This window comes from Hydrogenophilus hirschii (assembly GCF_054656675.1).
On record NZ_BAAHXQ010000001.1, the window covers coordinates 1,175,409 to 1,201,685 of the forward strand.

Sequence of the window (26,277 nt, forward strand, 5' to 3'; positions counted from 1 at the left end):
CAACCCGGACGACGATGGAACTCGAGAAAAGCTTCAATCCTGCTGCGATCGAACAACCGCTCTACCGCCATTGGGAAAGCGCGGGTTACTTCAAAGCGGGTTTCGACCCCGACAAAAAACGCGCCTACTGCATCCTGATGCCCCCGCCGAACGTCACCGGAACGCTCCACATGGGGCACGGGTTCAACCAGACGATCATGGATACCCTCATCCGCTGGCGGCGGATGAGCGGCGACAACGTGCTCTGGCAACCTGGCACCGACCACGCCGGTATCGCCACCCAGATCGTCGTCGAACGCCTGCTCGAAAAAGAGGGACTGACCCGCCAAGAGCTCGGCCGCGAAAAGTTCCTGGAGCGCGTCTGGCAGTGGAAAGAGTACTCGGGCAGCACCATCACTCAGCAGATGCGCCGGCTGGGTTCCTCTCCCGACTGGAGCCGTGAGCGCTTCACGATGGATGAGGGGCTATCACGCGTCGTGATCCAGACCTTCGTTCGCCTCTACCGCGAAGGGTTGATCTACCGCGGCAAGCGGCTCGTCAATTGGGACCCCAAGCTCAAAACCGCCGTTTCGGACTTGGAAGTGAATGCGGAGGAAGAAGACAGCTTCCTGTGGTCGATCCACTACCCGCTTGCCGACGGTCCCGTCGATGGCGTCGAGGGCGTGATCGTCGCAACGACCCGCCCCGAAACCCTCTTTGGTGACACCGCTGTGATGGTCCACCCCGACGACGAACGCTACCGCCACCTCATCGGCAAAACGGTCCTGCTTCCGCTGGCGAACCGCCGCATCCCGATCATCGCCGACGAAGCGGTCGACCCCACCTTCGGAACGGGCTGTGTCAAAGTCACACCGGCGCACGACTTCAACGACTTCGCCGTGGGGCAACGCCACAACCTCCCGATGATCAACATCATGCGGCTCGACGCCCACCTCAACGACAACGTCCCCGAGCCATTCCGTGGGCTCGACCGCTTCGTGGCGCGCGAACGCGTGGTCGAAGCGCTCAAGGAACAGGGGCTGCTCGTCGACGTCAAACCCCACCGCGCGATGATCCCGCGCGGCGACCGCACCGGTGTCGTACTCGAACCGATGCTCACCGACCAGTGGTTCGTCGCCACCACCAAGCCTGCGCCCGACGGCAAATCGCTCGCGCAGAAGGCGCTCGAGGTCGTCGACAACGGCGAAATCCGTTTCATCCCGGAAAACTGGACCAACACCTACCGTCAATGGCTCACCAACATCCAAGATTGGTGCATCTCGCGCCAACTCTGGTGGGGACACCAGATTCCCGCTTGGTACGCAGCCGAAGACGAGGGCAAAGAGAACCCGCGCTTTTGGGTTGCCCACGACGAAACGGAAGCGGCCGAGCTCGCCGCTGCCGATGGCTACACCGGTCCGCTCGTGCGCGACCCCGACGTGCTCGACACCTGGTACTCCTCTGCGCTTTGGCCCTTTTCGACCCTCGATTGGACCCCGGAATACCCGGCGCAATCGAACCCGGCGCTCGACCTCTACCTCCCCTCGTCGGTGTTGGTGACCGGCTTCGACATCATCTTTTTCTGGGTGGCGCGCATGGTGATGATGACCACCCACATCACAGGGAAAATCCCGTTCCGCGACGTTTACGTGCACGGGCTCATCCGAGACGCCGAAGGGCAGAAGATGTCGAAGTCGAAAGGGAACGTACTCGACCCGATCGACCTCATCGATGGCATCTCGCTCGATGCACTCATCGAAAAGCGCACCTTCGGTTTGATGAACCCGAAGCAAGCCGAAAGCATCGCGGCACGCACCCGCAAAGAATTCCCGAACGGGATCCCCGCGTTCGGCGCGGACGCGTTGCGCTTTACCTTCGCCAGTCTCGCCTCACCCGGGCGTGACATCAAGTTCGACTTGAACCGGTGCGAAGGGTACCGCAACTTCTGCAACAAATTGTGGAACGCCGCGCGCTTCGTGTTGATGAACACCGAAGGACACGATTGCGGCTTGGCAGACCACCAGCCGAATGCCTGCCAAGGCGAATACCTCGACTTTTCGTTTGTCGACCGTTGGATCGTCTCGCGACTGCAACGCGCCGAACACGAAGCCGACCAGCATCTCAACGCCTACCGTTTCGACCTTTTGGCACGCACCCTCTACGAATTCATCTGGGACGAGTATTGCGACTGGTACCTGGAGCTCGCGAAAGTCCAGCTCAAGAACGGCACCGCGGCCCAACAACGCGCCACACGGCGAACCCTTCTGCGGGTATTGGAAGCGACATTGCGCCTTGCCCATCCGGTGATCCCCTTCATCACCGAAACCCTGTGGCAAGCCGTCGCCCCGGTTGCCGCGCGCAAAACCACCGACTCGATCATGCTCGCGCCCTACCCTGTCGCGCAACCCGAACGTATCGACGAAGCGGCGGAAGCCGCGGTGGCCGACCTCAAAGCGATCATCAACGAAGTGCGCAGTATTCGCACTCAGATGGGGCTCAAACCCGGCGAACGTGTTCCGTTGCTCGTCACCGGCTTCGACGCCGCGCAAGCCGAGCGGTTTGCCCCTTACATCGAAGCACTGGCCAGAGTCTCTGCGGTTCGAGTCGTTCCCGAACTGCCTGAGCAACTCCTTGCCCCAGTCGCCGTTGCCGCAGGCGGGCAATGGATGCTCGAAGTCACCGTCGATCTCGAAGCCGAAAAGGCTCGGCTGACGAAAGAGCGGCAGCGGCTCACCAACGAAATCGCGCGCGCCCAAGGGAAACTGGCAAACGAAGCGTTCGTTACGCGCGCTCCTGCAGCGGTCGTTGCCCAAGAACGCGAACGTCTGGCGAAATTCACCGAAGAGTTGGCCCAGATCGACGCACAGCTGGCCAGACTCGAACGGCGCTGAGTGCGCTAGCAAAAACAGGAACTTCTGTCAAGGCGGGGAAATCCCGCTTTCCCCGTTTTTACCGATTCACTACAATCGTGCGGTTCGTTCGATTGCGTGGAGGTACCGCGATGAAGCGCCTGCTGATCACTGTGTTTGCCGCATTGTCTGTACTGACTGCCCCAGCATGGGCACGGGACTGGCAGACCATCCAGGCTTCTGGGAAACTGCACGCGATCACCGAGGGCGCTTTCTACCCCTTCAACTACTTCGAAGGACAAACGCTCACAGGGTTTGAAGTGGAACTCGCTGAAGCGATCGCCAAAGAACTCGGGCTTGCCATCGAATGGCGTACGGTGTCCTTCGACGCGCAGATCGCTGCAATCCAGCAGGGACGGTACGACTTCGCAATCGCTTCGCACGGGTACACCGAACAACGCGCCAAAGCGGTCGATTTCACCAACCCGCACTATTGCGCTGGTGGGATGATCGCGGCCCGCAAAGACGGCCCGTTGACCGTCAAAGCGCTGGCTGGAAAAACGGTGGCGGTTCAAATTGGCACCAGCTACCTCGAAAACGCACGCAAAATTCCCGGACTCAAAGCGCTGAAAACCTACAAATCGGACCCGGAAGCGTTCGCAGCGCTCAAAGCCAGCAAAGTCGACGCCTGGATCTCCGACCGTTTTCTGGTCAAAGCCACGCTCGAGAAAAACGGTGATCCCAACCTGGCAGCTGGCGAACAAGTTTTCTATGAGCGCGTCTCGATGATTCTGCAAAAGAACAACCCCGAACTCAAGGAAAAACTCAACGAAGGGCTTGCCGCGATCATGCGCAACGGTGTCTACCAACGCCTGTCGCAAAAATACTTCGGCGAAGACGTCTCCTGCCCCGAGTGATCGGTTGATCCTGCGCGGAGCTCGACCTCATCATGGACTGGATTCGCCACCATCCTGGCGCAGCGATCTTTACCGCGCTGATCGGTTTGTTGATTTTCCTTTGGGGGATGGCGATCCCCCTCTCCTACGCCCCAGAACCGATCGGCCCCGCGGCGGAGCTCTTTGCCGAAGGAACGCGGGTGACCGTCGGGCTCACGGTCGTCTCCGGTCTTGCCGGGCTGGTCCTTGGTGTCCTCGTTGGATTGGGTAACCTGTCCCCGATCAAACCGATCCGTTGGTTCTGCGCGTTTTACGTGTGGGTCCTGCGTGGCACCCCGCTCCTTCTGCAAATCTTGTTCGTCTGGTTGGTCCTTCCCACCCTCTTGCCCGCGGAATGGTCGCTCTCTGACTTCACCCTGGCCGCAATCGCCCTTTCGCTCAACATCGGCGCCTACAATTCGGAATGCGTCCGGGCCGGCATCCTTGCCGTTCCCCATGGGCAGATCGAAGCCGCAAAAGCGCTCGGGTTCTCCCCCTTCCAAACCTTCTGGGACATCGTCCTGCCCCAAAGCATGCGGATCGCGCTCCCGGCTTTGGCCAACAACCTGGCGTCGCTCGTCAAAGATTCGTCGCTTGCCTACGCGATCAGCGTGGTCGAACTCACGATGGTCGGCTACCGCATCCAAGCCGAAAGTTACCAACCGATCCCTGTGTTTCTGACCGTCGGAGCGATCTATCTCATTCTCACTACGGCGTTTACCACCATGACCAACGCGATCGAGCAGATGCTCGACGTCGGCCGGAAGCGCTGAATCATGAACGAACACCCGATCATCGAAGCGATCGACGTCCATAAACGGTACGGCGCTTTTCACGCGCTCAAAGGGGTGACCGCCCGCTTCTATCCCGGCGAGGTCACCGCCATTTTGGGCCCCTCCGGTTCGGGCAAATCGACTTTCCTGCGCATGCTCAATCGGCTGGAAAAACACGACGCGGGCCAAATTTTCATCGACGGCATCGAACTCAACGACGATCCGAAGCACCTGGCTGCCATCCGACGGGAAGTCGGGATGGTGTTTCAGAATTTCAACCTATTTACCCACCTCACCGTTCTGCGCAACGTCGCTCTGGCACCGATGCGCATTCGTAAAGTCGCCCGCAAAGCAGCGGAAACGAGAGCAATGGCGCTTCTTGAACGGGTGGGCTTGGCCGACCACGCGCACAAATACCCGATTCAACTCTCAGGGGGGCAACAACAGCGCGTGGCGATTGCCCGCGCACTGGCGATGGACCCCAAAGTGCTCCTCTTCGACGAACCGACCTCCGCCCTCGACCCCGAAATGGTCAATGAGGTTCTGACGGTAATGCGCGAACTGGCCCACACCGGCATCACGATGCTCGTGGTCACCCATGAGATGGGATTTGCCCGCGAAGTCGCCGATCGCGTCCTCTTTTTCGACCAGGGCAGCATCCTGGAAGACACCACGCCAGACCGCTTCTTCAACGATCCGGCACACGAACGCGCACGCGCGTTTCTGGCACAAGTCAAACACGGGTTCTAAAATTTTCCGCTTCGGTGCGCTATGACCAACGAACTGCTCTCGCTGCTCGTCCTGTTGCTGATCCTGTTGGATCCGGTTGGCAACATTCCACTGTTGATCTCGTTGCTGCGCGGCGTCGCCCCTGAGCGACGCGTCCACATCATCGTGCGGGAAAACCTGATCGCAGCAGCACTGCTCGTCCTCTTCGTCTTTTTTGGCGACTGGCTCCTTTCCACCCTACGCCTCACCCCTGCTGCGTTGGAAATCTCGAGCGGAATCATCCTGTTTCTGATCGCAGTGCGTATGGTTTTCCCTTCGCCCACCTCTGCACCCGAAGAGGCGATGCGACAAGAAGAACCGCTGATCGTACCGATTGCCGTTCCGATGATCGCCGGCCCTGCGGCGCTTGCCACCGTATTGCTCACTGCGCGCCAAGGGTTCGAACCGCTCACCCTGATCCTGGCGATTCTGGCGGCAGTAGCGATCAATACCGTTGCCCTTTTGGCGGGCGAGCGCATTGCGCAACGCCTAGGTCGCGCCGGTATGGCTGCAATGGAACGGCTGATGGGGCTGATTCTCACGACGATGGCCGTGCAGATGCTGATATCCGGTTTGCGCGCCGCCTTTTTCGCCGCGTCGTGAGCGTCACGATCAGCCACCATTAGGTAACCGACGATGAGCCCCCGTACTGCCGACCTGTTGCTGCTCACCGCTGCAGCCATCTGGGGCAGCACCTTCGTGGCCCAAAAAGAAGGGATGGACCATTTCGGTCCGTTTCTCTATACGGGTCTGCGTTTTTTCTTGGGTCTGTCGCTCTTGGTTCCGCTGGCGCTAAGACAATGGCATACCTACCGCCGGCGCCATGCCACGCCCACGCCTCGGCAGCTCTGGCCCATTGCCGGGTTGGGACTCTTGCTCGGTACTGGGATCGTCCTCCAACAGATCGGGATCGTTTCCACTACGGTCAGCAATGCGGGCTTCTTGACCGCGCTTTATATTCCTCTGGTCCCGATCCTCGCGTGGTTACTCGACGGCAACCGACCCCATTGGCTCGTTTTCCCGCTCACACTCCTCACTTTTTTTGGCACCTTCCTCTTGGCTGGCGGCCAGTTCGACGGGTTCAACCGTGGTGATGGGTGGGTCATCCTCAGTAGCCTCTTCTGGGCACTGCACGTCCATTTCGTCGGTCACGTCGTCGCCCGCTTAGGAATGCCCATCGTGATCGCGTTCGGGCAATATCTGGTCTGTGCGGTGCTGACGACTGCCCTAGGGTTGCTGTTCGAGCCGTTCGACCTGGCTGCGCTTCAGGCCGGTTGGCTGACGATCGCCTACGGCGGGATACTCTCGGTTGGTATCGGCTTTACCCTGCAGGTGATCGCACAACGCCACACACGCCCTTCGGAAGCAGCGATCATTCTGAGTTCGGAAGTGCTTTTTGCGGCGCTGGGGGGCGTTCTCTATTTCGGCGAACGGCTGACTCCGCTCCAATGGCTCGGCGGGTTGCTGATTTTCGTCAGTATCGTCCTCATCCAGCTCCCGTGGCCTAAGCGCGCGATCGCTGCCGCACCTCAGCACGGCACGACGCTATGCGCTTCACAAAAAGAAGAGCGCTCTTGACGACGCGCGCACCGGGGGCTCCGCATTCGGTGTGCCCCCCGCACCCCTCTTGCGATTCCTTACCGACGCTTGAGAAAAAATTCGAACGACTTGTCGTCGCGTTCCGTCACCGCCAACAGTTCGTTGCCGGACTGTTTGGCGAACGCCGTGAAATCGGGCACCGAACCCGGGTCGGTGGTCAGCACGCGCAGCACTTCGCCCGATTGCATTTCCGCGAGCATCTTTTTCGTCTTCAAAATGGGCAGTGGGCAGTTGAGCCCACGCGCGTCCAATTCACGATCGAATTCCAATTCCATTGGGTTCCTCATCCAGGATATTGGGGATGGCTATTTTACCGTCAAGGCGCAACGAGCGAAAACCACCCGAGCACGACGAACAGGGAAGAGAAGGTTACCCAAACTCCGGAACGCAGGTAGGTCGTAAAGCCAATGACCACGCCGTAACGCGCCGCCTGCTCAGCGACGATCAAATTGGCGATGCTGCCAACCAGCAAAAGATTTCCGGCAAAGGTACTGACCACCGCCAGCAAATACCAGAGCGACACCTGGTCGGAGGGCAAGAACTGCATGAGCAGCATCACCGCAGGGACATTGCTCACGATATTGCTCAGAACCACTGTCAACGTCGCGAAAAAGAGCGGATGGGTGACCTCACCCCCTCGCTGCGCAAACCACGCCATCACCGCATCCGGCGCCCCCGTGGTACGGAAGAGACCGACGACGACGAACAATGCCAAAAAAAGGGTAATCAAATGCCAATCAACCCGCTCCAACAGTGCTCGGGTGGCCATCCGTCGCGAAAGCAGCAAAAGGCCAGCACAAACAAGCGCCGAATGTTCGCGGGGAATTTCGGTAAAGAAAAGGGCCACCAAACCCGCCAAGAGGGCGATCCCCTTGCCGCTCTGCCAGGCATCGAAGGGCGGCTTTCCAGACGCCAATTCGGCAAGGTCAATCATGCCGACAGCCCGCTTTGCGAACGCGCCACGAAATTGCCACCACAGAATGGCGTACGCAGAAGCCAACGACAACACCACGGGAACCGCGCTCCACGCCGTATAGGAGCCAAAATCAAGCGCACCAACCTGTCCGATCAACATATTTTGGGGATTGCCGATCAGGGTAGCCGCCGAACCGATGTTCGCTGCCATCGCTAGCCCCAACAGGTGCGGCAGTGGTGCAATGCGTGCGGCGCGGCAGGTTTCCACCAACACAGGGGCAACCGCCAAGCAGATCACGTCGTTGGAAAGAAACGCCGCAAGCGCCGCACTCGCTGCCATTTGCCACGCCAGGAATCGTCGAGGCGATTCGCTCACGGAGTCCACCAGCCGAAGCTCCAAAAACGTGTAAAAACCCCCCAGTCGCAACTGCGCTGAAAAGAGCATCAACGCATAGAGAAGTGCCATCGTCGGCCAATCGACGAGCAACGTGAGGGTTGCGGCATCGGCGTTCGCGACCAAACCCATCGCCAACGCACCAAGGAGCGCCACCCCAGTGCGATCGATCGCCAATCGCGGCAGCCGACCCAATGCGATGCCCAGATAGGTGAGAAGAAAGAGCGCGATCAGCGCTTCATTTTGGGTGGGTGACCAGGACATTCAGGAAAAGAGGATCGCAGAACGGGTGGCGGAGACGGAGGGATTCGAACCCTCGATACCGGTTTTAGCCGGTATGCTCCCTTAGCAGGGGAGTGCCTTCGACCTCTCGGCCACGTCTCCGGAAAGAGCCGCCATTCTACCCGAAAGCGGTACAATGGGTCAATCTTTGTGTGTGCCACGCAGAAAGGAAAAACGGTGAAACTGGCTCGCTATGGACTGCCAGGACAAGAACGTCCGGCGCTGGTCGACCCCGATGGGCAGCTACGCGATCTCTCAGCACTCATTCCCGATCTCACCGCCACGCACCTCACCCCAGAAACACTCGATGCGCTGCGCGCCCTCGACCCTTATCGCCTGCCGTTGGTCAGCGACCCGGTTCGTTTGGGCGCGCCATTTACCGGCACGCAAAAATTCATTGCGATTGGACTCAACTACCGCGACCATGCGCGAGAAGCCAACCTCCCCATTCCCGAACGGCCGGTGGTTTTCCTCAAAGCGACCAGCACGATTCAGGGGCCGAACGATCCCATTATCCCGCCACCGGGCTTTTCGAAACTCGACTTCGAAGTCGAATTGGGCGTGGTGATCGGGTCCGTGACCCGACAGATCCCCGTTGCGCGCGCGTTGGACGCCGTTGCGGGTTACTGTCTGATCAACGACGTTTCGGAACGCGCACTGCAAATGGAAGCCGGTGGCGGACAATGGGCGTTGGGTAAAAGCTGTGACACGTTCGGCACCGTCGGCTCGTGGTTGGTCACCAAAGACGAGATCCCTGATCCGCAAGCGCTCACCCTCTGGCTCGACGTCAATGGCGAACGTCGGCAAACCGGACACACGCGTGAGATGATTTTCACCGTGGCTCAGTTGATCAGCTACCTCTCCCACTACATGACCCTCACCCCCGGTGATGTGATCGCCACCGGAACGCCTGCAGGCGTTGCGATGGGAGAGAACCCGCCGCGCTATTTGCAAATCGGCGACACGATTCATGCCGGTTGCGACCTGCTTGGCGAACAACGGCAACGCGTGCTGGCCCCCGGTTCGTCCTTCTCACCATGTTAGAATGAATAAGTCTTTCATGATTTACTACTGGAGAATTCCATGACCTCCGCCACCCGTTCTGTCGACGTTGCGATCATCGGTGCCGGAACCGCAGGGCTCTACGCGCTGCGCGAAGTGCGCAAACGCGGGTGCTCCGCGGTGCTCATCGACCATGGTCCGCTGGGCACCACCTGTGCCCGGGTGGGCTGCATGCCCTCGAAAGCTGCGCTGCACGTGGCGCACCTGTGGAACGCCGCACGCACTGCCACACACTGCGGGTTTCCTGCACCTGCGGCTGGTAGCGAACCCGATTTGACCGCCGCATGGGCAGAGGTGCGGCGCAAACGTGATTTTTTCGCGGACCGCACCGCAGAGCGGACCAGACAGTTCGCCGGGGACGATTTGATCATGGGCAGTGCCCGCTTCATCGCTCCGCACGCGGTCAAGGTGGCGCGCGACGACGGCGAAAAGGTGATCGTCGAAGCCAAAGCGTTCGTGCTGGCGGTGGGCTCTCGCCCCTTCCTGCCCCCAAACCTGATGTCGATCAACGCTACCCGGCTCTTGACCACCGATTCCCTGTTCGAGATCGACACACCCCCGCGGCGGATCGGTGTCGTAGGGCTTGGCGCGATCGGCATCGAAATGGGACTTGCGCTCTCCCGCTTGGGCGTAGATGTAGTGGGCGTCGAGCAGGCGCCAACCTTGGCCGGCATCAGTGACCCGGAAGTTCGGGCCAAAGCGCTTGCCCGTTTTCAGCGTGAGTTCCCGATTCGCCTGGAAACGGCCGCAACGTTCGAAGAGCGTGCTGCGGACATCCTGATTCGGTTCCCCGACAGATCGCAAGCCGTTGTCGATGCGCTTCTGGTCGCCACGGGACGGCGCAGCAACCTGGATCGCGTCGATCTGCCGGCAGCAGGCGTCACCCTGAACCCACGCGGCTTTCCGGAACGTTTCGATCCCGAAACGTTACAAGCCGGGGGCGCGCCCATTTTCATCGCGGGCGACGCCAATGGGTTGCTGCCGCTCATGCACGAAGCGGCCGTGGAAGGGGGTGCGGCAGGCAGAAACGCGGCGCTGGTGGCGAAGGGAGAAACCCCGCTTCCGCGCAAAGTGCTCCCCCCGTTGGCAATCGTTTTCAGCGACCCGGACGTGGTCCGCGTTGGCGCACGCTTTGCCGATCTCGACCCAGAAACGATCGTGATCGGTACCGGTAAGGGCGAAGAGAATGGTCGTTCGCGGGTGCTCGACGAAACCGAAACGCTCGTTCGTGTCTATGCCGAGAAGGGAAGCGGTAAACTGCTCGGCGCCGAACTCGTCGCGGCACAGGGGGAGCACTTGGGCCACTTTTTGGCGCAAGCGATCGCACGCGGGGAAACCGTGCGGGATCTCCTGGCGCTCCCTTACTACCACCCGACGGTAGAAGAGCTCTTGCAAAGCGCCCTTTTGGACGCCGCAAGCAAGGTAAAGTAACCAGTCAGGCTCTTCAGGCGGTACTGCCGCTTGCATCGGCACCCTACGGTATAGGGGGCTTCGCCAAGCGGCAGTCGACCCAAAATTTGCCTCAAAGGGTCAAACTCAGAACATCGGTCCCATCATTTGAACGGATCGGGGCGGGGTGTATTGGGTCCTGATGCGGGCAAGAGCGGAAGGACATCTTGCGGACGTTCTCCAGTCAAGGCATGGAGAAAGGCAACAACTTTTTTCACCTCATCGTCACTGAACGTTCTGCCAAGTTGGAGACGCCCCATGAGGACAACCGCCTCTTCGAGCGTACTGGCTTCGCCATCGTGGAAGTATGGGTAGGTGAGCTCAACGTTACGCAAAGTTGGTACTTTGAAAAACCAGCGGTCCTCATCCTTCTTGGTGACTGCAGCGCGCCCTTCAGCCGGAGAGGAACTCCGGTACGGCTCAACCACCCCCATCTTCTGGTACGAATTCCCACCTAAGTTGGGCCCATTGTGACAGGCAACACACCCGCTTTCGTAGAAAATCTTCAACCCAGCGATCTGTTCGGCTGTCATAGCCTTATCATCGCCTCTTAACCAGCGATCGAAGGGTGAATTGGGTGTAACCAGTGTCTCTTCATAAGCTGCAATGACATCGGTAATGTGGTCCAACGAGACTTTGTCCGTGCCATAAATTGCCTGAATCTGCGAAACATATCCCGGGATAGACTGAATCACCTCAACGGCCAAGGTGTGAGGCATTGCCATTTCGACGGGAGCTTGAATCGGCCCAGCAGCTTGTTCCTTCAAATTGGCAGCTCGACCATCCCAAAATTGCGCCAAATTGAGCTTGGAATTGAATACCGTTGGTGCGTTCACAGGCCCCGGTTGCCACTTATGACCGATGGAAGTCTTGAGATTGTCGACCCCACCCAACATAACGTTGTGGCAGGTGTTGCAGGAGATGATCCCAGACATCGACAATCTGGGGTCGAAAAAGAGCTGCTTGCCTAATTCAACTTTAGCTTTTTGATCAGCAGAAATAACGACTGGTTGTATGGGTTGTATCAGCTTTGCCACCTCAGCCCGCAGTTGCGCGTCTGCAATTGCGACACTGCTCATCCCGACAACCGATAGCGAAACGATTAGCTTCCGTACTTTCATGATTACGCTCCCTGAGAAAAACCACTAACAGGGTAGCGCAATAGCACAAATTTAGTATTGATTTAGGTCAAGTGACGTGATTTTCAAAAACAATGACCTCGATTGATAAATACAATCAGACCGTCTCCGCATAGAGATCATGGACGTCGCAATCGACCACCCGCACACGGGCAAACTCGCCGGGGGTAAGCGCCGCGCCATTGGCGACATAGACCAAGCCGTCGATTTCCGGCGCATCGGCCGCCGAGCGGGCAACCGCGCCCTCTTCGTCGATTTCCTCGACGAGGACGTCGATTTCCCGCCCGATCCACCGCTCGAGCCGCTGCGTCGAGATGTCCTCTTGAAATGCCAACAGCCGGATCCGCCGTTCTTCACGGATCGCTTCCGGGACAGGATCAGGGAGTTCGTTCGCCGCTGCTCCCTCGACGGGCGAATAGGGGAAAACTCCGACTCGGTCGAGCTGCGCCGCTTCTAAAAATTGCAACAGCAATTCGAAATCGTATTCGGTTTCGCCTGGGAAACCGGTGATGAAGGTGGAGCGGATGGTGAGATCGGGGCAGATCGACCGCCATTTGCGAATGCGCTCCAAGACCTTTTCGGTAGCGGCTGGGCGTTTCATCAACTGAAGGATCTTGGGGCTTGCGTGTTGAAAGGGGATATCGAGGTACGGCAGGATTTTCCCTTCGGCCATCAGCGGAATCAGCTCGTCGACGCTCGGGTAGGGATAGACGTAGTGCAGGCGAACCCAGACCCCCAATTCGCCCAAGAGCTTGGCCAATTCGGTGAGTCGCTGTTTGACCGGTCGCCCCTGCCAGAAACCGGTGCGGTAGTTGAGATCGACCCCATAGGCGCTCGTGTCTTGTGAGACGACCAAAATCTCTTTGACGCCAGAGGCAACAAGCGCTTCTGCCTCTTCCATGATCTCATGGATGGGCCGGCTCACCAGGTCGCCACGAAGTTGAGGAATGATGCAAAAGGTACAGCGGTGGTTGCACCCTTCGGAAATTTTCAGGTACGCATAATGCGCCGGAGTGACCCGTACGCCTTGGGGCGGTACGAGATCGACGAACGGATCGTGGGGTTTGGGCAGATGGCGATGCACGAGCGCCATCACTTCGTCGGTGGCATGCGGCCCTGTCACCGCAAGCACCTTGGGGTGGGCTGCAAGGATCACGTCACGGCGTGCGCCCAAACAGCCGGTGACGATCACTTTGCCGTTTTCCTGAATCGCTTCGCCGATCGCGTCGAGCGACTCTGCCACGGCTTCTTCGATGAAACCACAGGTGTTGACGATGACGAGATCGGCTTCGCCGTATTCGGGTGTGATTTCATACCCTTCGGCACGAAGTCGCGTCAAAATGCGTTCGGTGTCGACGGTGGCTTTGGGGCACCCCAAACTCACCATGCCGACGCGCGACGTGGGGTCACTTCGATTCATCTTGCGATTGCGGGTTTTTCGAGGAAGAATTGGATTTGGGATAGAAAGCTTCGAACCAGCTCAGCGCTTGGCGCTGCATCTGTTGGTTCATTTGATGCCACAAGTTTTGGGTTTGCTCGAGGTAGGCATCGAGCATCGACTGCATCGCTTTCGGTTGCAGTGAAAGAAACTGGGCGAGGATCTCTGGCCCCATCACCGCGTTGTCACCGTAGATTGCGCGAAAGCGCTCTTGCATGCGGCTTTGCAGTTCCAGGAACGTTTTCAGGCTGTTTTCCAGGTATTGACCAAAAAGCGTCTGCGACGCCTGGCCGTAGAAACGAATGATACTGGCGAGCATTTCGGTGGAAAAGATGGGCTCTCCCCCCACCTCTTCTTCCATCAAAATCTGCAGCAAAACGCTGCGCGTCAGATCTTCTTGCGTTTTGGCGTCGATCACACGCACCGGCTCGTGATGAAGGATCATCTCTTTGATTTCCGCCAGCGTGATATAGGTGCTGGTTGCGGTATCGTAGAGCCGCCGGTTGGGATATTTCTTGATGACGCGTTCGCTTCCCGCGTTCATGGAACACTCTCATGGTCACGCGGCTCGGCCGCAATCGGGCAATTATACCGCCGTTCGCAGCCCAGCCGCCAAAAAGTCTCGTTTCGTCAAACGAGTGGCTCAGTACATGTGCAGACCGCCATTGACGTTGAGCGTTGCCCCCGTGATGTAAGCAGCTTTCTCACTGGCCAAGAACGCGACGCACGCCGCGATCTCTTCCGGTTTGGCCAGGCGCTTCATCGGCACGGTGTCGATGATCGCTTGCCGGATGTCTTCGCGGATCGCCATCACCATCTCGGTGGCGACGTACCCCGGCGCGATCGCATTCACCGTCACCCCTTTAGCAGCGAGTTCGAGCGCCAGTGCTTTGGTGAAACCAAGGATCCCGGCTTTCGCTGCGGCGTAGTTGGTCTGCCCCGCTTGCCCTTTGACGCCATTTACCGAGGAGATGTTGATGATCCGCCCCCAGCCCCGTTCCGCCATCTTCGGCGCGATGTCACGGGTGACGTTGAACATGCTGTCGAGGTTCACGCGCAGCACGGCGTCCCATTGCGCCTTTTCCATCTTGTGGAAAAATTTGTCCCGCGTGATCCCCGCGTTATTGACCAGGATGTCGATCGGCCCCACTTCAGCTTCGATTTTCGCGACCATCGCTTTGCACTGGTCGTAGTCGGCAACGTCAGCCTCGGCGGCTACGAAATCGAAACCTTGTGCTTTTTGTGCAGCCAGCCACTCCTCCTTCTGCGGGAAGCCCGGAATGCAGTTGGCAACGACGCGATACCCCTCTTTGGCGAGCTCCTGGCAAATGGCCGTTCCGATCCCGCCCATGGCGCCGGTTACCAGTGCGATACGTTGTGTTGTCATCATGACTCCCTTCGTTCGGTGTGTTGAATAAAAAAAAACCGCTTGGTGGGATGCCAAGCGGGACTATTGTATCGCGAAATTGTTGCGCTGCAACAATTTCGCGTTGAGGGACGGTCTCCCTCAATACATATGTTGTCCTCCGTTGATCGCGATGTTGGCACCCGTGACGAACGCCGCTTCGTCGCTCGCCAGGTAGGCGACGAGCCCCGCTACCTCTTCCGGTTTACCCAGACGCCCCAACGGGATCTGCGGCAGGATTTTGCTTTCGAGCACCTCTTTGGGAATCGCCATCACCATCTTGGTACCGATATAGCCCGGCGAAATGGTGTTTACCGTCACGCCATATTTCGCGACTTCGAGCGCGAGCGACTTGGTAAACCCGTGCATCCCGGCCTTGGCCGCCGCATAGTTGGTTTGCCCAAACGCCCCTTTCGTGCCATTGACCGACGAGATGTTGATGATGCGCCCCCACCCCTTCGCGATCATATCTTCGATCACCTGCTTGGTCATATTGAAGACGCTGTCGAGGTTGGTGCGCAGCACCGCATCCCAGTCGGCTTTGGTCATTTTCCGGAACGTCATGTCCCGGGTGATCCCCGCGTTATTGACCAAGACATCGACGGGCCCGACTTCGGCTTTGACCTTCGCGACACATTCGACGCACGAGTCGAAGTCGGCGACATCGACGGGATAGGCCCGGAAGTGGTAGCCCATCTCCGCCATTTTGGTCAGCCATTCGGGGGCTTTGGTGTTGTTGAGCGAATGGGTGACGACGACGCGATACCCCATCGCAGCGAGTTTGATGGCGATCGCTTCGCCCAACCCCCCCATACCTCCGGTTACCAATGCAATGCGACTCATGATTGCCCCTCCTTGTGGTGTTGAAAACCATTTGACCCTCCCTTTTTCGATTCCACCGCTACTCACACGGCCGCGGCTTCACGCGATCCTCGCACGAGCGGCAGCGCCGGTTCTTTGACGTAGCGTCCCGGAGCGGGTTCGATCGGTGGGTATTTGTCGTTTCCGAGCGACTCACGCGCAGGCACCGTTTTCCCTTTGTGCTCCTTCAGCCAATCGGCCCAATCGTTCCACCAACTCCCGGGGCATTCGCGCGCCGCGGCAAACCATTCGTCCGGCTCCTGCGGCAATTCGGGATTGACCCAATAACTGCGCCGATTCTTCTTCGCGGGATTGATCGCACCCGCGATATGACCGCTTGCGCCCAACACGAACCGTTTTTCACCCCCCAAAAGCTGCATCGAATGGTATGCCCCGCGCCACGGAACGATGTGGTCTTCCCGCGCCGCCATTACGTAGGCGGGCGCGGTGATGGCACCGAGATTGACGGGGTACCCGAGCATTTTCAGTTTGTTGGGCAGGCGGAGTTCGTTTTCCAGATACATATGGCGCAAGTAGTAGGTAACGAACGGCCCGGGCAGATTGGTGCTGTCGCTGTTCCAATAGAGCAGATCGAAGGGCTTGGGTTTTTCCCCCTTCAAATAGTTACCGACGACGTAATTCCAAATGAGGTCGTTCGCGCGTAACATCGAAAAGACTTGCGCGAGTTCCGACCCCAACATCAAGCCACCTTGGCCGATCGTCGCCTCCCGAGCCGCAACGCTCGCCTCATCCACTAAGCACCCCAGTTCCCCGCTTTCGGCAAAATCCAAGAGTGTCGTCATCAGGGTCAGACTATGCACGGGCGGATCGCCACGGGCAACCGCAACGGCGAGCGCCGACGCCAGGATCGTTCCGCCGACGCAGAATCCCAACACGTTGGGATCGGGACAACCGGTGATTTCCCGCACGACTTCGAGCGCTGTGAGCGGCCCCAACGCCAGGTAGTCGTCCCAGCCGAAATGGGCCTCGGAAACCCCTGGGTTTTTCCACGAGATGAGGAAAACCGTATACCCTTGTTCGACCGCAAAGCGCACGAGCGAACTTTCCGGCGCAAGATCCATGATATAGAACTTGTTGATACACGGCGGTACGAACAAAAGCGGCCGCTCGCCGACGGTTTCGGTAAGCGGTGCGTATTGGATGAGCTGCATCAACGGGTTTTCATAAACGACCGCACCCGGGGTCACCGCGAGGTTCTTGCCCACTTCGAACGCGGTTTCGTCGGTCATCGAAATGCGGCCTTTGCGCAGGTCTGCCAGAAGGTTTTCGATACCGCGACGAATGCTCTCCCCCTGCGTAGCCATCGCCGTTTCGATGAATTCCGGGTTGGTTGCCGGGTAATTACTGGGGGCAAGCGCGTCGAGCCATTGACGCACCACGAATTTCACCCGGCATTTGGTCTTTCCGTCCGGGAAATCGGACGCTTCGACCAGCTCCATCACCAGTTGGCTGAACACGAGGTACGACTGCCGCCAATAGTCAGCAATCGGGTTCGCTTTCCATGCCGGTGCGGAGAAACGCCGGTCCCGCTCGACCTCCGGCACCACGGGTTCGGTGCGGTGATGGATGAAGCGATCCCACAATTGGCTCTGCGCGCTCAACCACCGATTGCCCCATTCGCGCCACTTCTCTGGCCGCTGCATCCAGCGCGCGAAAAGTTCCGTGAGCTCGGGTGGCATCGGCGGCAGCGCGGGCATACCCGGAAAAGAGGGCATGCCTCCGCCCGGCATGGGGAAGTTCGGCACGCCAGGAAATGGGCTACCGCTGGCGGCATTGGACATCATCGCGGCGGGAAACGCGAAGGGAAATGGTTGCATCGGGTGACTCCTCCTCTCCTAGGGGTATTCTGATTGCGGTTGTAATGCGGCCAACGTCGCGAACCGCCCGGTGCGCGGTCCGTCTCGGCGATGAGAATACCACAGCCCATTTTCCCAGGTACAGAGTCCGCTGGGAATAACGGATTGGGCGCCCAAGCGCTTCAACTGCTCGGCGGCAATCGCGCCAAGGTCAACCGTGTAGTGGCCCCCGCGCCTTCCGTTACGCACGGCTTGTGCCACCCAAGGACCGAGTGCCCTGAGCGCTTCGACCACCGGGGCATCGACCTCGTAACACTGGCCGCAGATCGCGGGCCCGATCCACGCGGCGAACGGGGCATCCCCGAGCGCTGCGACAGCGCGCGCCAAGATACCAGCAGCCAGCCCTCGCCACCCTGCATGCGCCACCGCAAGCCGCGCCCCATCGCTCCGTACCAGGACCACCGGCAAGCAGTCCGCGGTAAGTAGCGCCAGCCAACGCCCCGCGCGCGCCGTGGTTGCCCCGTCGGCTTGCGGAGGAGCGTGGCCGGATGGATCGGCTGCGTCCGCATCCCAAATGGTCGTGCCATGCACCTGCTTGAGCCACAGTGGGTCGCTGCCCAAGGTTGCGCGCAACCGCGCGCGGTTTTCCGCAACTGCGGCCGTGTCGTCGCCAACGTGGTCAGCCAGATTGAGCGCGTGATAGCCACCTGCGCTGACGCCACCGGTACGCGTCGTCAGCCGGATTGTCACGCCGTAGGGGCGCAGTGCAGTAACGGTAAGGAGCGGTAATTCGTCCATGTTTTCGTTATAGCCGCTCATTGCGCGGCGCGCAACGTGTGCAACAGTTCGGCCAAGTCGTCCGGTAATGGCGAATGAAACGTCATCGTCTCGTCATGGACCGGATGGCGAAACGTGAGGCGACTGGCGTGTAGTGCCTGGCGTGCCAACGGCCATTGGCGCACTTTCGCATTGCCGTAGAGGGGGTCGCCAATCAGGGGGTGGCCCAGATGGGCGAGATGGACGCGAATCTGGTGGGTGCGCCCCGATTCGAGATCGCACTGCACGAGGGTAGCCGTGTCGCCGAACGTTTCCAACGGCGTCACATGGGTGACGGCAGGTTTGCCATGCGGCACCACGGCCATCTTGACCCGCTGTGTGGGGTGGCGTCCAATCGGCGCCGCAACGGTGGTCTTGCGTTCGATCCGCCCGACGGCTATCGCCCAATAGCGGCGCGCGATCGTGCGCGCGGCCAATGCAGCGACCAATTGCTGATGGGCAACGGGCGTTTTCGCCACCACCATCAGTCCGCTGGTCTCTTTGTCCAACCGGTGAACGATGCCCGCGCGCGGGAGGTTCGACAGCGCGGCGTCGTACGCCAAGAGCCAATTCATCAGGGTGCCACTGCGGTGTCCCGCGCCCGGATGGACCACCCAACCCGCTGGCTTGTCGAGCACCAGCAGATGATCGTCTTCGAAGACGACTGGCAAAATCCGTGGCTCTGGCCGATCGACGCATACCGGTTCGATCGTGACGGCAGCCACCACCTCAGCGCCCGGCAGCAACGTATGTTTTGGCGAACAGACCGGTTCGCCGTCGACGAGTACGCACCCGTCTCGGATCCAGCGCTGCCACTGTGAGCGGGAAAATTCCGGTGCGTGCTCGGCGAGCCATTTGTCCAGGCGCACGAACGACGCATCGGACGCGACCCGCCAATGGTATTCCGTTCTATAATCGTCAAGCTCTTCCACAGATGAGATAGTATTCATGAAACGCTGGTTTCTTGTGACGATGGCCGCCGCAACACTTGCCGGCTGTGGGTTGCTCCCCGAAAAGATCGACGAAACGCGCTCATGGAACGCGCAAAAGCTCTATAGCGAAGCGCGGGCGGCGATGGACGATGGCGACTATCAGCGTGCTGCCGAGCTCTTGGAAAAGCTGGAATCGCGCTACCCCTTCGGCCGTTATGCGCAGCAGGCGCAAATCGAAACGGCCTATGCTTACTACAAACAAGGGGAGCCGGAGCTCGCGCTGGCGGCGATCGAGCGCTTCTTGCGGCTCCACCCGGACCATCCGAACCTCGATTATATGCTCTACCTCAAAGGGCTGATCCTCTTCAACGAAGACCGCAGCCTCTTTGCCGCGCTCGGCAACCAAGACATGAGCGAGCGCGACCCGAAAGCGGCAAAAGAGTCGCTTGAAGTCTTCCTGGAGCTGTTGCGCCGCTTTCCGGAAAGCAAATACGCGGAAGACGCCGAGGCGCGGGTGATCTACTTGCGCAACAGCCTGGCGCGGCATGAGCTCCACGTGGCCCGTTACTATCTCAAGCGCGGCGCTTATCTGGCCGCGGCCAACCGCGCGAAGGTGGTCGTGACCGATTACTCCGATACGCCGCTCGTCGAAGACGCGCTCTGGTTGATGCGCGAAGCGTATGACCGCTTGGGGCTCACTGACCTCAAAACCGACGCGGAACGCGTGTTACAACTCAACTTTCCCGATTCCGACTACCTCAAATATGGGGAGCGGCGAAGTAAAGACGAAAAACCGTGGTGGCAGTTCTGGTGACAAACCCGACAACCATGAAAGAGACAGCTTACGAAAAAAAAGTCGAGATCGACGGCGCCACCCTCTATCTCGGAGACTGTCTTGATGTGCTCAGAACTCTGCCTGACAACAGCGTCGATCTGGTCTTTACCTCACCTCCTTATGCCGACCAGCGCAAAAATACCTATGGTGGTATTCATCCCGACAAGTATGTAGAATGGTTTTTGCCCATATCAGAGCAGTTACTGCGTGTACTCAAACCCGATGGAACCTTCTGTCTGAACCTGAATCCGTGGTCACCAAAGTCGAAACCTTTCCTGTGAGCTGTCCGGCATGAAATTTTTGCCGGACAGACCGATTCATTGTCATGCCGACCATCTTTTCGGGGGTGATGGACCCGTATTTGCCCGCAAAAGTCGGCCTTGTCGGGACGGCGTTACGTCATATTGCAGCTTTCAGGCGAAGGGCTACCTTCCACCGCAGCGGAATCCGTCCTTGGGGTGGGTTTCAGCCCGACCATCGTCATGGCGATGCCGCTCGCAACAATCGCTGCTGAAGCGCGACGAACACCTGCACATGGCCGGCAAATCCGCGGCCAAAGTCGAGAATGAGTTTTCTGGCATGTGCCACAAACTTCGCCGCCCGGTACATGATCTCCTGCAACACCGTCTTGAGCCTTCTGCGCTTGGCCGGGTGGCGAATGGGCGCAATCTCGCCGGTCAGGCCCAATTGGCCAAGGAGGCGCAGGCAGTTGTAGGCGAATGCCCCCAGATGCAGGATCACGTCGTTGGTGTCGAACTTGCCCGACGGCAACCGTTCCAGATCAAGGTCAGATTTGATCTCGGCATGGAACTGTTCGTGTGTGCCGTGATACCGGTAGTGCTCGATCACCTCCACAGCCGGCAGGGTGAGGCTCGTCCACCAGCCTTCGATCTCAATGTCCGGCACCAGCAGGTGTTGTCCCTTCTTGTCGATGGTGCGCTCGGTCACCCGCACGATCAGCCGGAAGGTGCGCTTTTGTTTCTGCCAGGCGCGCTCGACCTGGAGGTCGAGAAGTCCCACCCGCTTGCCTGGTCGGGTCACTTCAAAGGCGTTCGCTTCCTCGGCCCGCTTGACCCAGGCCGTTCTGTCCTGCTTTCTTGGGTTCCACTTCGTGACGAATTCCAATACGCGCCCATCACGCGCCCAGGCGTCGCGTTCTTCCGCTTTGGCGAACAGCAGTCGCGCGCTGTCAAAGCCGCTGTCTTCGACCATCAGGACGGGTTGATCCGCCCTGACCAAACGCTTGACCCGAGGAAACGCCCGTTCGTAGAAGTACTCGGTCTCGAGCGCCGAATGCCAGTTCCCGGCACGCAGTTCCAGTCCCATGTTCCAGCCTTCGTTGCCCAGGTAGCCCGCAATCGGGCAATAGCCATCAACGCCTTGGTAGGTGTGGCCGACGTCCTCCTTCTTGGTATCGCTGTTGTCCATGACGAAGGTGTCGATCTCGAAGCGCACGAATCCTTTGTGCGGCGTGATCGGCGCTTTTGTCCTCTCCAGCAGGCGCACCGACAGCTCGTCCGTCCGCTCCCGCAACTCGCCGGCCTTGGCGTCGAGTCGCTGGCGCATCCAGGCACTGCTCGGCACCTTCGACAGCCCCAGCGCTTCCTTGAAGAAGCGATCCTGCCGAAACGGCTCGATGGCTTCGAAGTCGCTCTTGCCCAGACTGAGCAAGCCAGTCAGAGCTATAGTCAAATCTGGTGTATGACCTGATCAGGCGGCGTTCCTGCTTTCGTCGGTTTCGCGTTTGTCATTGACTTCCACTCCGTCCCTGAACTTTACTCCTTCGACAACCTTGGCAAGGTAGTTGAACCCTCGTATCCGCCGCCAGCGTTTCTGTGCGCTCATTCCCAGTTTGTACAACGTTGCCAGCAGGGTGTTTCGGCTCACGCAGCCTTTGGCCTGGTCACTCCGGTGGCGAATCGTGGCAAAGGCCGACTCAATGGGATTGGTCGTGCGAATATGCACCCAGTGTTCGGCCGGAAAGTCGTAGAAGGCCAGAAGGGCCTCCCGGTCCTTTTCCAGGCAGGTCACCGCCTTCGCGTATTTGGCTTGGTATGTCGCAACGAAATGGTCGAAGGCCTTGTGGGCTGATGCCCGGTCTTCGGCCATCCAGATCTCCTGCAAGGCTTTCTTGACCTTGGGCTGAACGGCTTTGGGCAGGTAGTTCAGTACGTTGGCCGTCTTGTGCACCCAGCAGCGCTGGTGACGGGTTTCGGGATACACTTCCTCGAGCGCCGCCCAGAAGCCCAAGGCGCCGTCGCCTACTGCCAGTTTCGGCGGCACATCAAGGCCGCGCTGCTTCAGCCCCAGCAGCACCTCCCGCCAGCTCTGGGTCGATTCCCGAATGCCATCCTCGATGGTCAGAAAATGTTTCTCGCCCCATTCGTTGACGCCGATGATCACCAGGGCGCACAGCTTCTGGCCCTCGGCCCTCAGGCCGCTGTAGATGGCGTCTGCCCACCAATAAACCCAGCGCACCCCTCTCATGTCCCGCTGGCACCATTCGGTATATTCCGCTTCCCACTCCCGTTTCAGGCGGCCAATCACCGAAGCAGACAGCCCTTTTGCCTCGGGGCCGACGAGCACCTCCAGGGCCTCTTTCATCTGGCCGGTCGAGATGCCCTTCAGGTAGAGCCACGGCAGAGCGGCCTCCACCCGACGGGCTTTGCGCACATACGGCGGCACCAGTGAGGAGCGAAATACCACCGATTCCTTCCCACGGCTGCGCACCTTCGGCACCTTCACCGTTACCGGTCCTACGCCGGTCAGAATTTCCCGCTCCGGCAGATAACCATTGCGAACCACCGCACGGCGCCCCTGTTCGTCTGTCTGCCCCTCATACTTTGCCAGCATCTCGGCCAGCTCCGCCTCGATCGCTTGCTGAATCAGTCGCCTGGCGCCATTGCGCAGCAACTCCGTCAACGAGTCCTCGATACCCCCTGGCATCAACAAAGAAACGATGTTATCTTTACTCATGGTGGCGTGCTCCTTTGCTGTTCATCAGTTCGGTAAAACCGATTTCAGCAGAGTACGCCGCCCTTTTCAATCACTCCGTACACCAGTTTCGAGCATAGCTCAGCCAGTCATCGCCTTGACCAAGTCGGAGGTCTTCATGCCTTGCGATACCGGCAAGCGCGGATCGATCACGGCTTCCACCTGCGCCGCCTCGCAGCATTGCCCAATCAGCGCCAGGCCGGAGTAAGAGGTCAGATTCAGCTTCGCGGATTGACGGACTTCAAAGCGGGGCATGATCAGTTGGGTGAAGAAGGAAGATGCCGTATTCTATCAATAAATCATATGGTTGCAATTGATCGGGGACAGGTTTCCCACGGATTCAGGTGCGTCATAAAAACTCCTTTCGGCCTCCTTGCCTGTCGCGCACTCCCGCAGCAAGAACATTGCAGGGGTCGTCAGGCAATTCGGGTGTGCTACCAAAAACAAAAAAGCCCCGGATTGAACCGGGGCCTTAGGTATTCTTTGGCGCGCCCGGAAGGATTCGAACCTCCGACCACCTGGTTCGTAGCCAGGTACTCTATCCAACTGAGCTACGGGCGCTTCGCGTTGCGCGAGACCGTTATTCTAGCAAAACCGCATGCCTTGTCAACGGCCCCGCAGACGCTTTAGGTTTATTGCTTGCGGTGGTTCGCCAGTCGCAACCAGGTATCGATCACGGTATCCGGGTTGAGGGAAATCGTTTGAATTCCGCGATCCATGAGCCACTCGGCAAAGTCGGGATGGTCCGACGGCCCTTGGCCGCAGATCCCGACGTACTTCCCGAGTTTGTTGCACGCGTCGATCGCCATCCCAAGGAGGATGCGAACCGCCGGATCGCGTTCGTCGAACGATTCGGCAACCAACCCCGAGTCGCGGTCGAGCCCAAGGGTGAGTTGGGTGAGGTCGTTCGAACCGATCGAGAAGCCGTCGAAATGCTGAAGGAACGCTTCGGCCAACAGCGCGTTGCTGGGGACCTCACACATCATGATGAGCTCAAGCCCGTTTTGGCCCTGCACGAGGCCATTTGCCGCGAGGAGCTTGATCACCCGTTCGCCCTCTTTCACCGTCCGGACGAACGGCACCATGATCTTGACGTTGGTGAGACCCATCACGTCGCGGACTTTCTTGAGCGCTTCGCACTCCATTTCGAAGCAGTCGCGGAAGCTCGGCGCAATGTAGCGTGCAGCACCTCGGAAACCGAGCATCGGGTTCTCTTCTTCCGGCTCGTAGATTTCACCGGCAAGGAGTTTGCGGTATTCGTTCGACTTGAAGTCGGAAAGACGAACGATCACCGGGTTGGGGTAGAACGCCGCAGCGATCGTCGCGACCCCTTCGGCCAGTTTTTCGACGAAGAAGGCGCGCGGGCTTTCATAACCCCGCGCACGGCGCTCGATCTCTTCGCGGATCGACGCCGGAATGCGGTCGATTTCGAGAATCGCACGCGGGTGGATCCCGATCACGTTGTTGATGATGAACTCAAGCCGCGCCAACCCGACACCGGCGTTGGGAATCTGGGCAAACTCGAACGCGAGCTCCGGGTTGCCGACGTTCATCATGATTTTCACCGGCAATTCGGGCAGTTCGCCGAGATCGGTGCGCTGCACTTCGAATTCGAGCGCCCCACGATAGACGTAACCGGTATCCCCTTCCGCACATGAGACGGTAACCGTTTCACCGTCTTTGAGGACTTCGGTGGCGTCGCCACACCCGACGATCGCAGGCACCCCCAGTTCCCGCGCGATGATCGCCGCGTGACAGGTACGCCCACCCCGGTTGGTGATGATTGCCGCGGCGCGCTTCATCACCGGCTCCCAGTTGGGGTCGGTCATGTCGGTGACGAGCACGTCACCCGCCTGCACTTTTTCGATTTCGCTGATGTCTTTGACAATACGCACTTTACCGACGGCGACCTTCTGGCCGATCGCCCGCCCTTGCACGATCGCTTTGCCGTGCTGCTTGAGGCGGAATTTTTCGAGCACGCGGCCACTTTCCTGAGATTTGACCGTCTCAGGACGCGCTTGCAAGATGTAAATCTTGCCGTCGATCCCGTCTTTCCCCCATTCGATGTCCATCGGCCGCCCGTAGTGCTGCTCGATGATCAGCGCATAGCGGGCGAGTTCGAGGATATCCTCGTCGCTGATACAGAAACGATTGCGCTCTTCCGGGGTGGTGTCCACCTCTTTGACGCGCCCTTCTTCGCCGGGCGTCGTGAAAACCATCTTGATCAGTTTGGAACCGAGCGAACGGCGGATGATCGCCGGTTTGCCCTGCGCCAAGGTAGGCTTGTGCACGTAGAATTCGTCCGGGTTCACTGCGCCCTGGACGACCATTTCCCCCAGGCCGTAGGAGGCGGTGATGAAAACGACGTCGCGAAAGCCCGATTCGGTGTCGAGCGTAAACATCACCCCGGACGCACCGACGTCGGAGCGCACCATTCGCTGCACCCCCGCCGAAAGCGCCACCTCGGCGTGACGGAACCCTTTATGGACCCGGTACGCGATCGCACGATCGTTGTAGAGCGACGCAAACACCTCTTTGATCGCGTGCAGGATGTTTTCGATGCCGCGCACGTTGAGCAGCGTCTCCTGCTGCCCCGCAAACGAGGCATCGGGCAAATCTTCCGCAGTAGCCGACGAACGGACAGCGAAACTCCCTTCGCCATCCCGAGTAATTTCCGCGTAGGCGGCACGGATCTGCGCCTCCAGCTCCGCGGGGAACGGCGCCTCCATCATCATTTGACGGATCGCAGCGCCGGTGCGCGCCAGTGCGGCAACATCGTCGACATCGAGCCCTTCGAGCAGATCGTGAATCTTTTGCCGCAACCCATTGTCGTCGAGGAAGCGCCAAAAGGCCTCGGCCGTCGTGGCGAAACCATCCGGCACGCGGACACTGTCAGGCAACTGGCTGATCATTTCACCCAGCGACGCGTTCTTGCCACCGACTTGGGCCACATCGGACATGCGCAACTCGCGCAATGGGATCACGTAACGGGTCATGCCAATACTCCCTGGAGGATCGGATAAAATAACTAGCCA

The 26,277-nt window shown here is 59.3% G+C and carries 21 protein-coding genes, 2 tRNA genes and 3 pseudogenes; 10 read left to right on the forward strand and 16 right to left on the reverse strand.

All coding sequences use genetic code 11. From position 1 onward, the window contains the following. The first annotated feature begins 14 nt into the window (after positions 1-14). The 6 genes from ACYQ4Z_RS05770 (at position 15) to ACYQ4Z_RS05795 (ending at position 6,882) form a co-directional block, all read left to right on the forward strand. Positions 15-2,870, forward strand: coding sequence for a valine--tRNA ligase (locus ACYQ4Z_RS05770; RefSeq protein WP_219971768.1), 2,856 nt, complete (start codon positions 15-17; stop codon positions 2,868-2,870). A gap of 110 nt (positions 2,871-2,980) precedes the next feature. Continuing rightward, positions 2,981-3,745 (forward strand): ABC transporter substrate-binding protein, encoded by a 765-nt coding sequence (locus tag ACYQ4Z_RS05775; protein WP_459860318.1) that lies wholly within the window; start codon positions 2,981-2,983, stop codon positions 3,743-3,745. Positions 3,746-3,777: 32 nt separating this feature from the next. Continuing rightward, positions 3,778-4,536, forward strand: coding sequence for an amino acid ABC transporter permease (locus ACYQ4Z_RS05780; RefSeq protein ID WP_219971769.1), 759 nt, complete (start codon positions 3,778-3,780; stop codon positions 4,534-4,536). A gap of 3 nt (positions 4,537-4,539) precedes the next feature. Continuing rightward, on the forward strand, positions 4,540-5,286 hold the full coding sequence (locus tag ACYQ4Z_RS05785) for an amino acid ABC transporter ATP-binding protein (protein ID WP_217125555.1): 747 nt from the start codon (positions 4,540-4,542) through the stop codon (positions 5,284-5,286). Positions 5,287-5,307: 21 nt separating this feature from the next. Continuing rightward, complete coding sequence (locus ACYQ4Z_RS05790) at positions 5,308-5,907, forward strand: MarC family protein (RefSeq protein ID WP_119335349.1); 600 nt, start codon at positions 5,308-5,310, stop codon at positions 5,905-5,907. 33 nt (positions 5,908-5,940) lie between these two features. Continuing rightward, positions 5,941-6,882 (forward strand): DMT family transporter, encoded by a 942-nt coding sequence (locus ACYQ4Z_RS05795; protein ID WP_119335350.1) that lies wholly within the window; start codon positions 5,941-5,943, stop codon positions 6,880-6,882. A 59-nt stretch (positions 6,883-6,941) separates the two neighbouring features. Here ACYQ4Z_RS05795 and ACYQ4Z_RS05800 read toward each other — a convergent pair whose 3' ends face one another. The 3 genes from ACYQ4Z_RS05800 to ACYQ4Z_RS05810 form a co-directional block, all read right to left on the reverse strand. After that, entirely contained in the window at positions 6,942-7,172 is a 231-nt protein-coding gene (locus ACYQ4Z_RS05800) for a sulfurtransferase TusA family protein (RefSeq protein ID WP_459860482.1), read from the reverse strand. Between the two features lie 47 nt (positions 7,173-7,219). Continuing rightward, positions 7,220-8,476 (reverse strand): ArsB/NhaD family transporter, encoded by a 1,257-nt coding sequence (locus ACYQ4Z_RS05805; protein WP_459860320.1) that lies wholly within the window; start codon positions 8,474-8,476, stop codon positions 7,220-7,222. 26 nt (positions 8,477-8,502) lie between these two features. After that, positions 8,503-8,596, reverse strand: a tRNA-Ser gene (locus ACYQ4Z_RS05810). Positions 8,597-8,671: 75 nt separating this feature from the next. Between ACYQ4Z_RS05810 and ACYQ4Z_RS05815 the strand changes: the two genes are divergently transcribed. Both ACYQ4Z_RS05815 and ACYQ4Z_RS05820 read left to right on the forward strand, forming a co-directional pair. After that, entirely contained in the window at positions 8,672-9,538 is an 867-nt protein-coding gene (locus ACYQ4Z_RS05815; protein ID WP_459860321.1) for a fumarylacetoacetate hydrolase family protein, read from the forward strand. A 39-nt stretch (positions 9,539-9,577) separates the two neighbouring features. Then, positions 9,578-10,987 carry a dihydrolipoyl dehydrogenase gene (locus ACYQ4Z_RS05820; RefSeq protein ID WP_217125560.1) on the forward strand — a complete coding sequence of 470 codons (1,410 nt, stop codon included), beginning with the start codon at positions 9,578-9,580 and terminating at the stop codon, positions 10,985-10,987. Between the two features lie 122 nt (positions 10,988-11,109). Here the strand turns inward: ACYQ4Z_RS05820 and ACYQ4Z_RS05825 are convergent, their stop codons facing one another. The 8 genes from ACYQ4Z_RS05825 to ACYQ4Z_RS05860 all read right to left on the reverse strand — a co-directional run bounded on the left by ACYQ4Z_RS05825 (position 11,110) and on the right by ACYQ4Z_RS05860 (position 19,431). Next, on the reverse strand, positions 11,110-12,084 hold the full coding sequence (locus ACYQ4Z_RS05825) for a cytochrome-c peroxidase (protein ID WP_459860483.1): 975 nt from the start codon (positions 12,082-12,084) through the stop codon (positions 11,110-11,112). 157 nt (positions 12,085-12,241) lie between these two features. Then, positions 12,242-13,564 carry a 30S ribosomal protein S12 methylthiotransferase RimO gene (gene rimO, locus ACYQ4Z_RS05830; RefSeq protein WP_438438073.1) on the reverse strand — a complete coding sequence of 441 codons (1,323 nt, stop codon included), beginning with the start codon at positions 13,562-13,564 and terminating at the stop codon, positions 12,242-12,244. After that, the gene (phaR, locus tag ACYQ4Z_RS05835) at positions 13,551-14,126 is read right to left on the reverse strand and encodes a polyhydroxyalkanoate synthesis repressor PhaR (RefSeq protein WP_459860322.1); all 576 of its coding nucleotides are present in this window, start codon (positions 14,124-14,126) and stop codon (positions 13,551-13,553) included. Before phaR ends, rimO begins: the two co-directional genes overlap by 14 nt. Positions 14,127-14,225: 99 nt before the next feature. Continuing rightward, positions 14,226-14,972 carry a 3-oxoacyl-[acyl-carrier-protein] reductase gene (fabG, locus tag ACYQ4Z_RS05840; RefSeq protein WP_217125563.1) on the reverse strand — a complete coding sequence of 249 codons (747 nt, stop codon included), beginning with the start codon at positions 14,970-14,972 and terminating at the stop codon, positions 14,226-14,228. 117 nt (positions 14,973-15,089) lie between these two features. Further along, the gene (gene phbB / locus ACYQ4Z_RS05845) at positions 15,090-15,830 is read right to left on the reverse strand and encodes an acetoacetyl-CoA reductase (RefSeq protein WP_119335358.1); all 741 of its coding nucleotides are present in this window, start codon (positions 15,828-15,830) and stop codon (positions 15,090-15,092) included. Between the two features lie 62 nt (positions 15,831-15,892). After that, complete coding sequence (locus ACYQ4Z_RS05850; protein WP_219971775.1) at positions 15,893-17,686, reverse strand: PHA/PHB synthase family protein; 1,794 nt, start codon at positions 17,684-17,686, stop codon at positions 15,893-15,895. Between the two features lie 18 nt (positions 17,687-17,704). After that, on the reverse strand, positions 17,705-18,484 hold the full coding sequence (pgeF, locus tag ACYQ4Z_RS05855; RefSeq protein WP_459860323.1) for a peptidoglycan editing factor PgeF: 780 nt from the start codon (positions 18,482-18,484) through the stop codon (positions 17,705-17,707). Next, positions 18,481-19,431, reverse strand: coding sequence for an RluA family pseudouridine synthase (locus ACYQ4Z_RS05860; protein ID WP_219971777.1), 951 nt, complete (start codon positions 19,429-19,431; stop codon positions 18,481-18,483). The genes pgeF and ACYQ4Z_RS05860 overlap by 4 nt, the downstream gene beginning before the upstream one ends. Between ACYQ4Z_RS05860 and ACYQ4Z_RS05865 the strand changes: the two genes are divergently transcribed. Together ACYQ4Z_RS05865 and ACYQ4Z_RS05870 are read left to right on the forward strand one after the other, a co-directional pair. Then, complete coding sequence (locus ACYQ4Z_RS05865; RefSeq protein ID WP_119335361.1) at positions 19,430-20,227, forward strand: outer membrane protein assembly factor BamD; 798 nt, start codon at positions 19,430-19,432, stop codon at positions 20,225-20,227. The two genes, ACYQ4Z_RS05860 and ACYQ4Z_RS05865, sit on opposite strands and share 2 nt — an antisense overlap. A gap of 14 nt (positions 20,228-20,241) precedes the next feature. Then, a pseudogene (locus ACYQ4Z_RS05870) lies at positions 20,242-20,493 on the forward strand (DNA methyltransferase); the annotation flags it as partial. A 235-nt stretch (positions 20,494-20,728) separates the two neighbouring features. Here the strand turns inward: ACYQ4Z_RS05870 and ACYQ4Z_RS05875 are convergent. The 5 genes and pseudogenes from ACYQ4Z_RS05875 to ppsA form a co-directional block, all read right to left on the reverse strand. Further along, positions 20,729-21,949, reverse strand: a pseudogene (locus ACYQ4Z_RS05875) (IS1380 family transposase); the annotation flags it as partial. 9 nt (positions 21,950-21,958) lie between these two features. Next, positions 21,959-23,224, reverse strand: a complete 1,266-nt coding sequence (locus ACYQ4Z_RS05880) for an IS256 family transposase (protein WP_287683922.1) — start codon at positions 23,222-23,224, stop codon at positions 21,959-21,961. A gap of 102 nt (positions 23,225-23,326) precedes the next feature. Next, positions 23,327-23,497: pseudogene (locus ACYQ4Z_RS05885) on the reverse strand (IS1380 family transposase); the annotation flags it as partial. A gap of 229 nt (positions 23,498-23,726) precedes the next feature. After that, a tRNA-Arg gene (locus ACYQ4Z_RS05890) sits at positions 23,727-23,803 on the reverse strand. Positions 23,804-23,874: 71 nt separating this feature from the next. After that, a complete protein-coding gene (gene ppsA, locus ACYQ4Z_RS05895; protein WP_219971778.1) occupies positions 23,875-26,238 on the reverse strand; it encodes a phosphoenolpyruvate synthase in 2,364 nt (787 codons plus the stop codon). Positions 26,239-26,277: the final 39 nt, after the last annotated feature.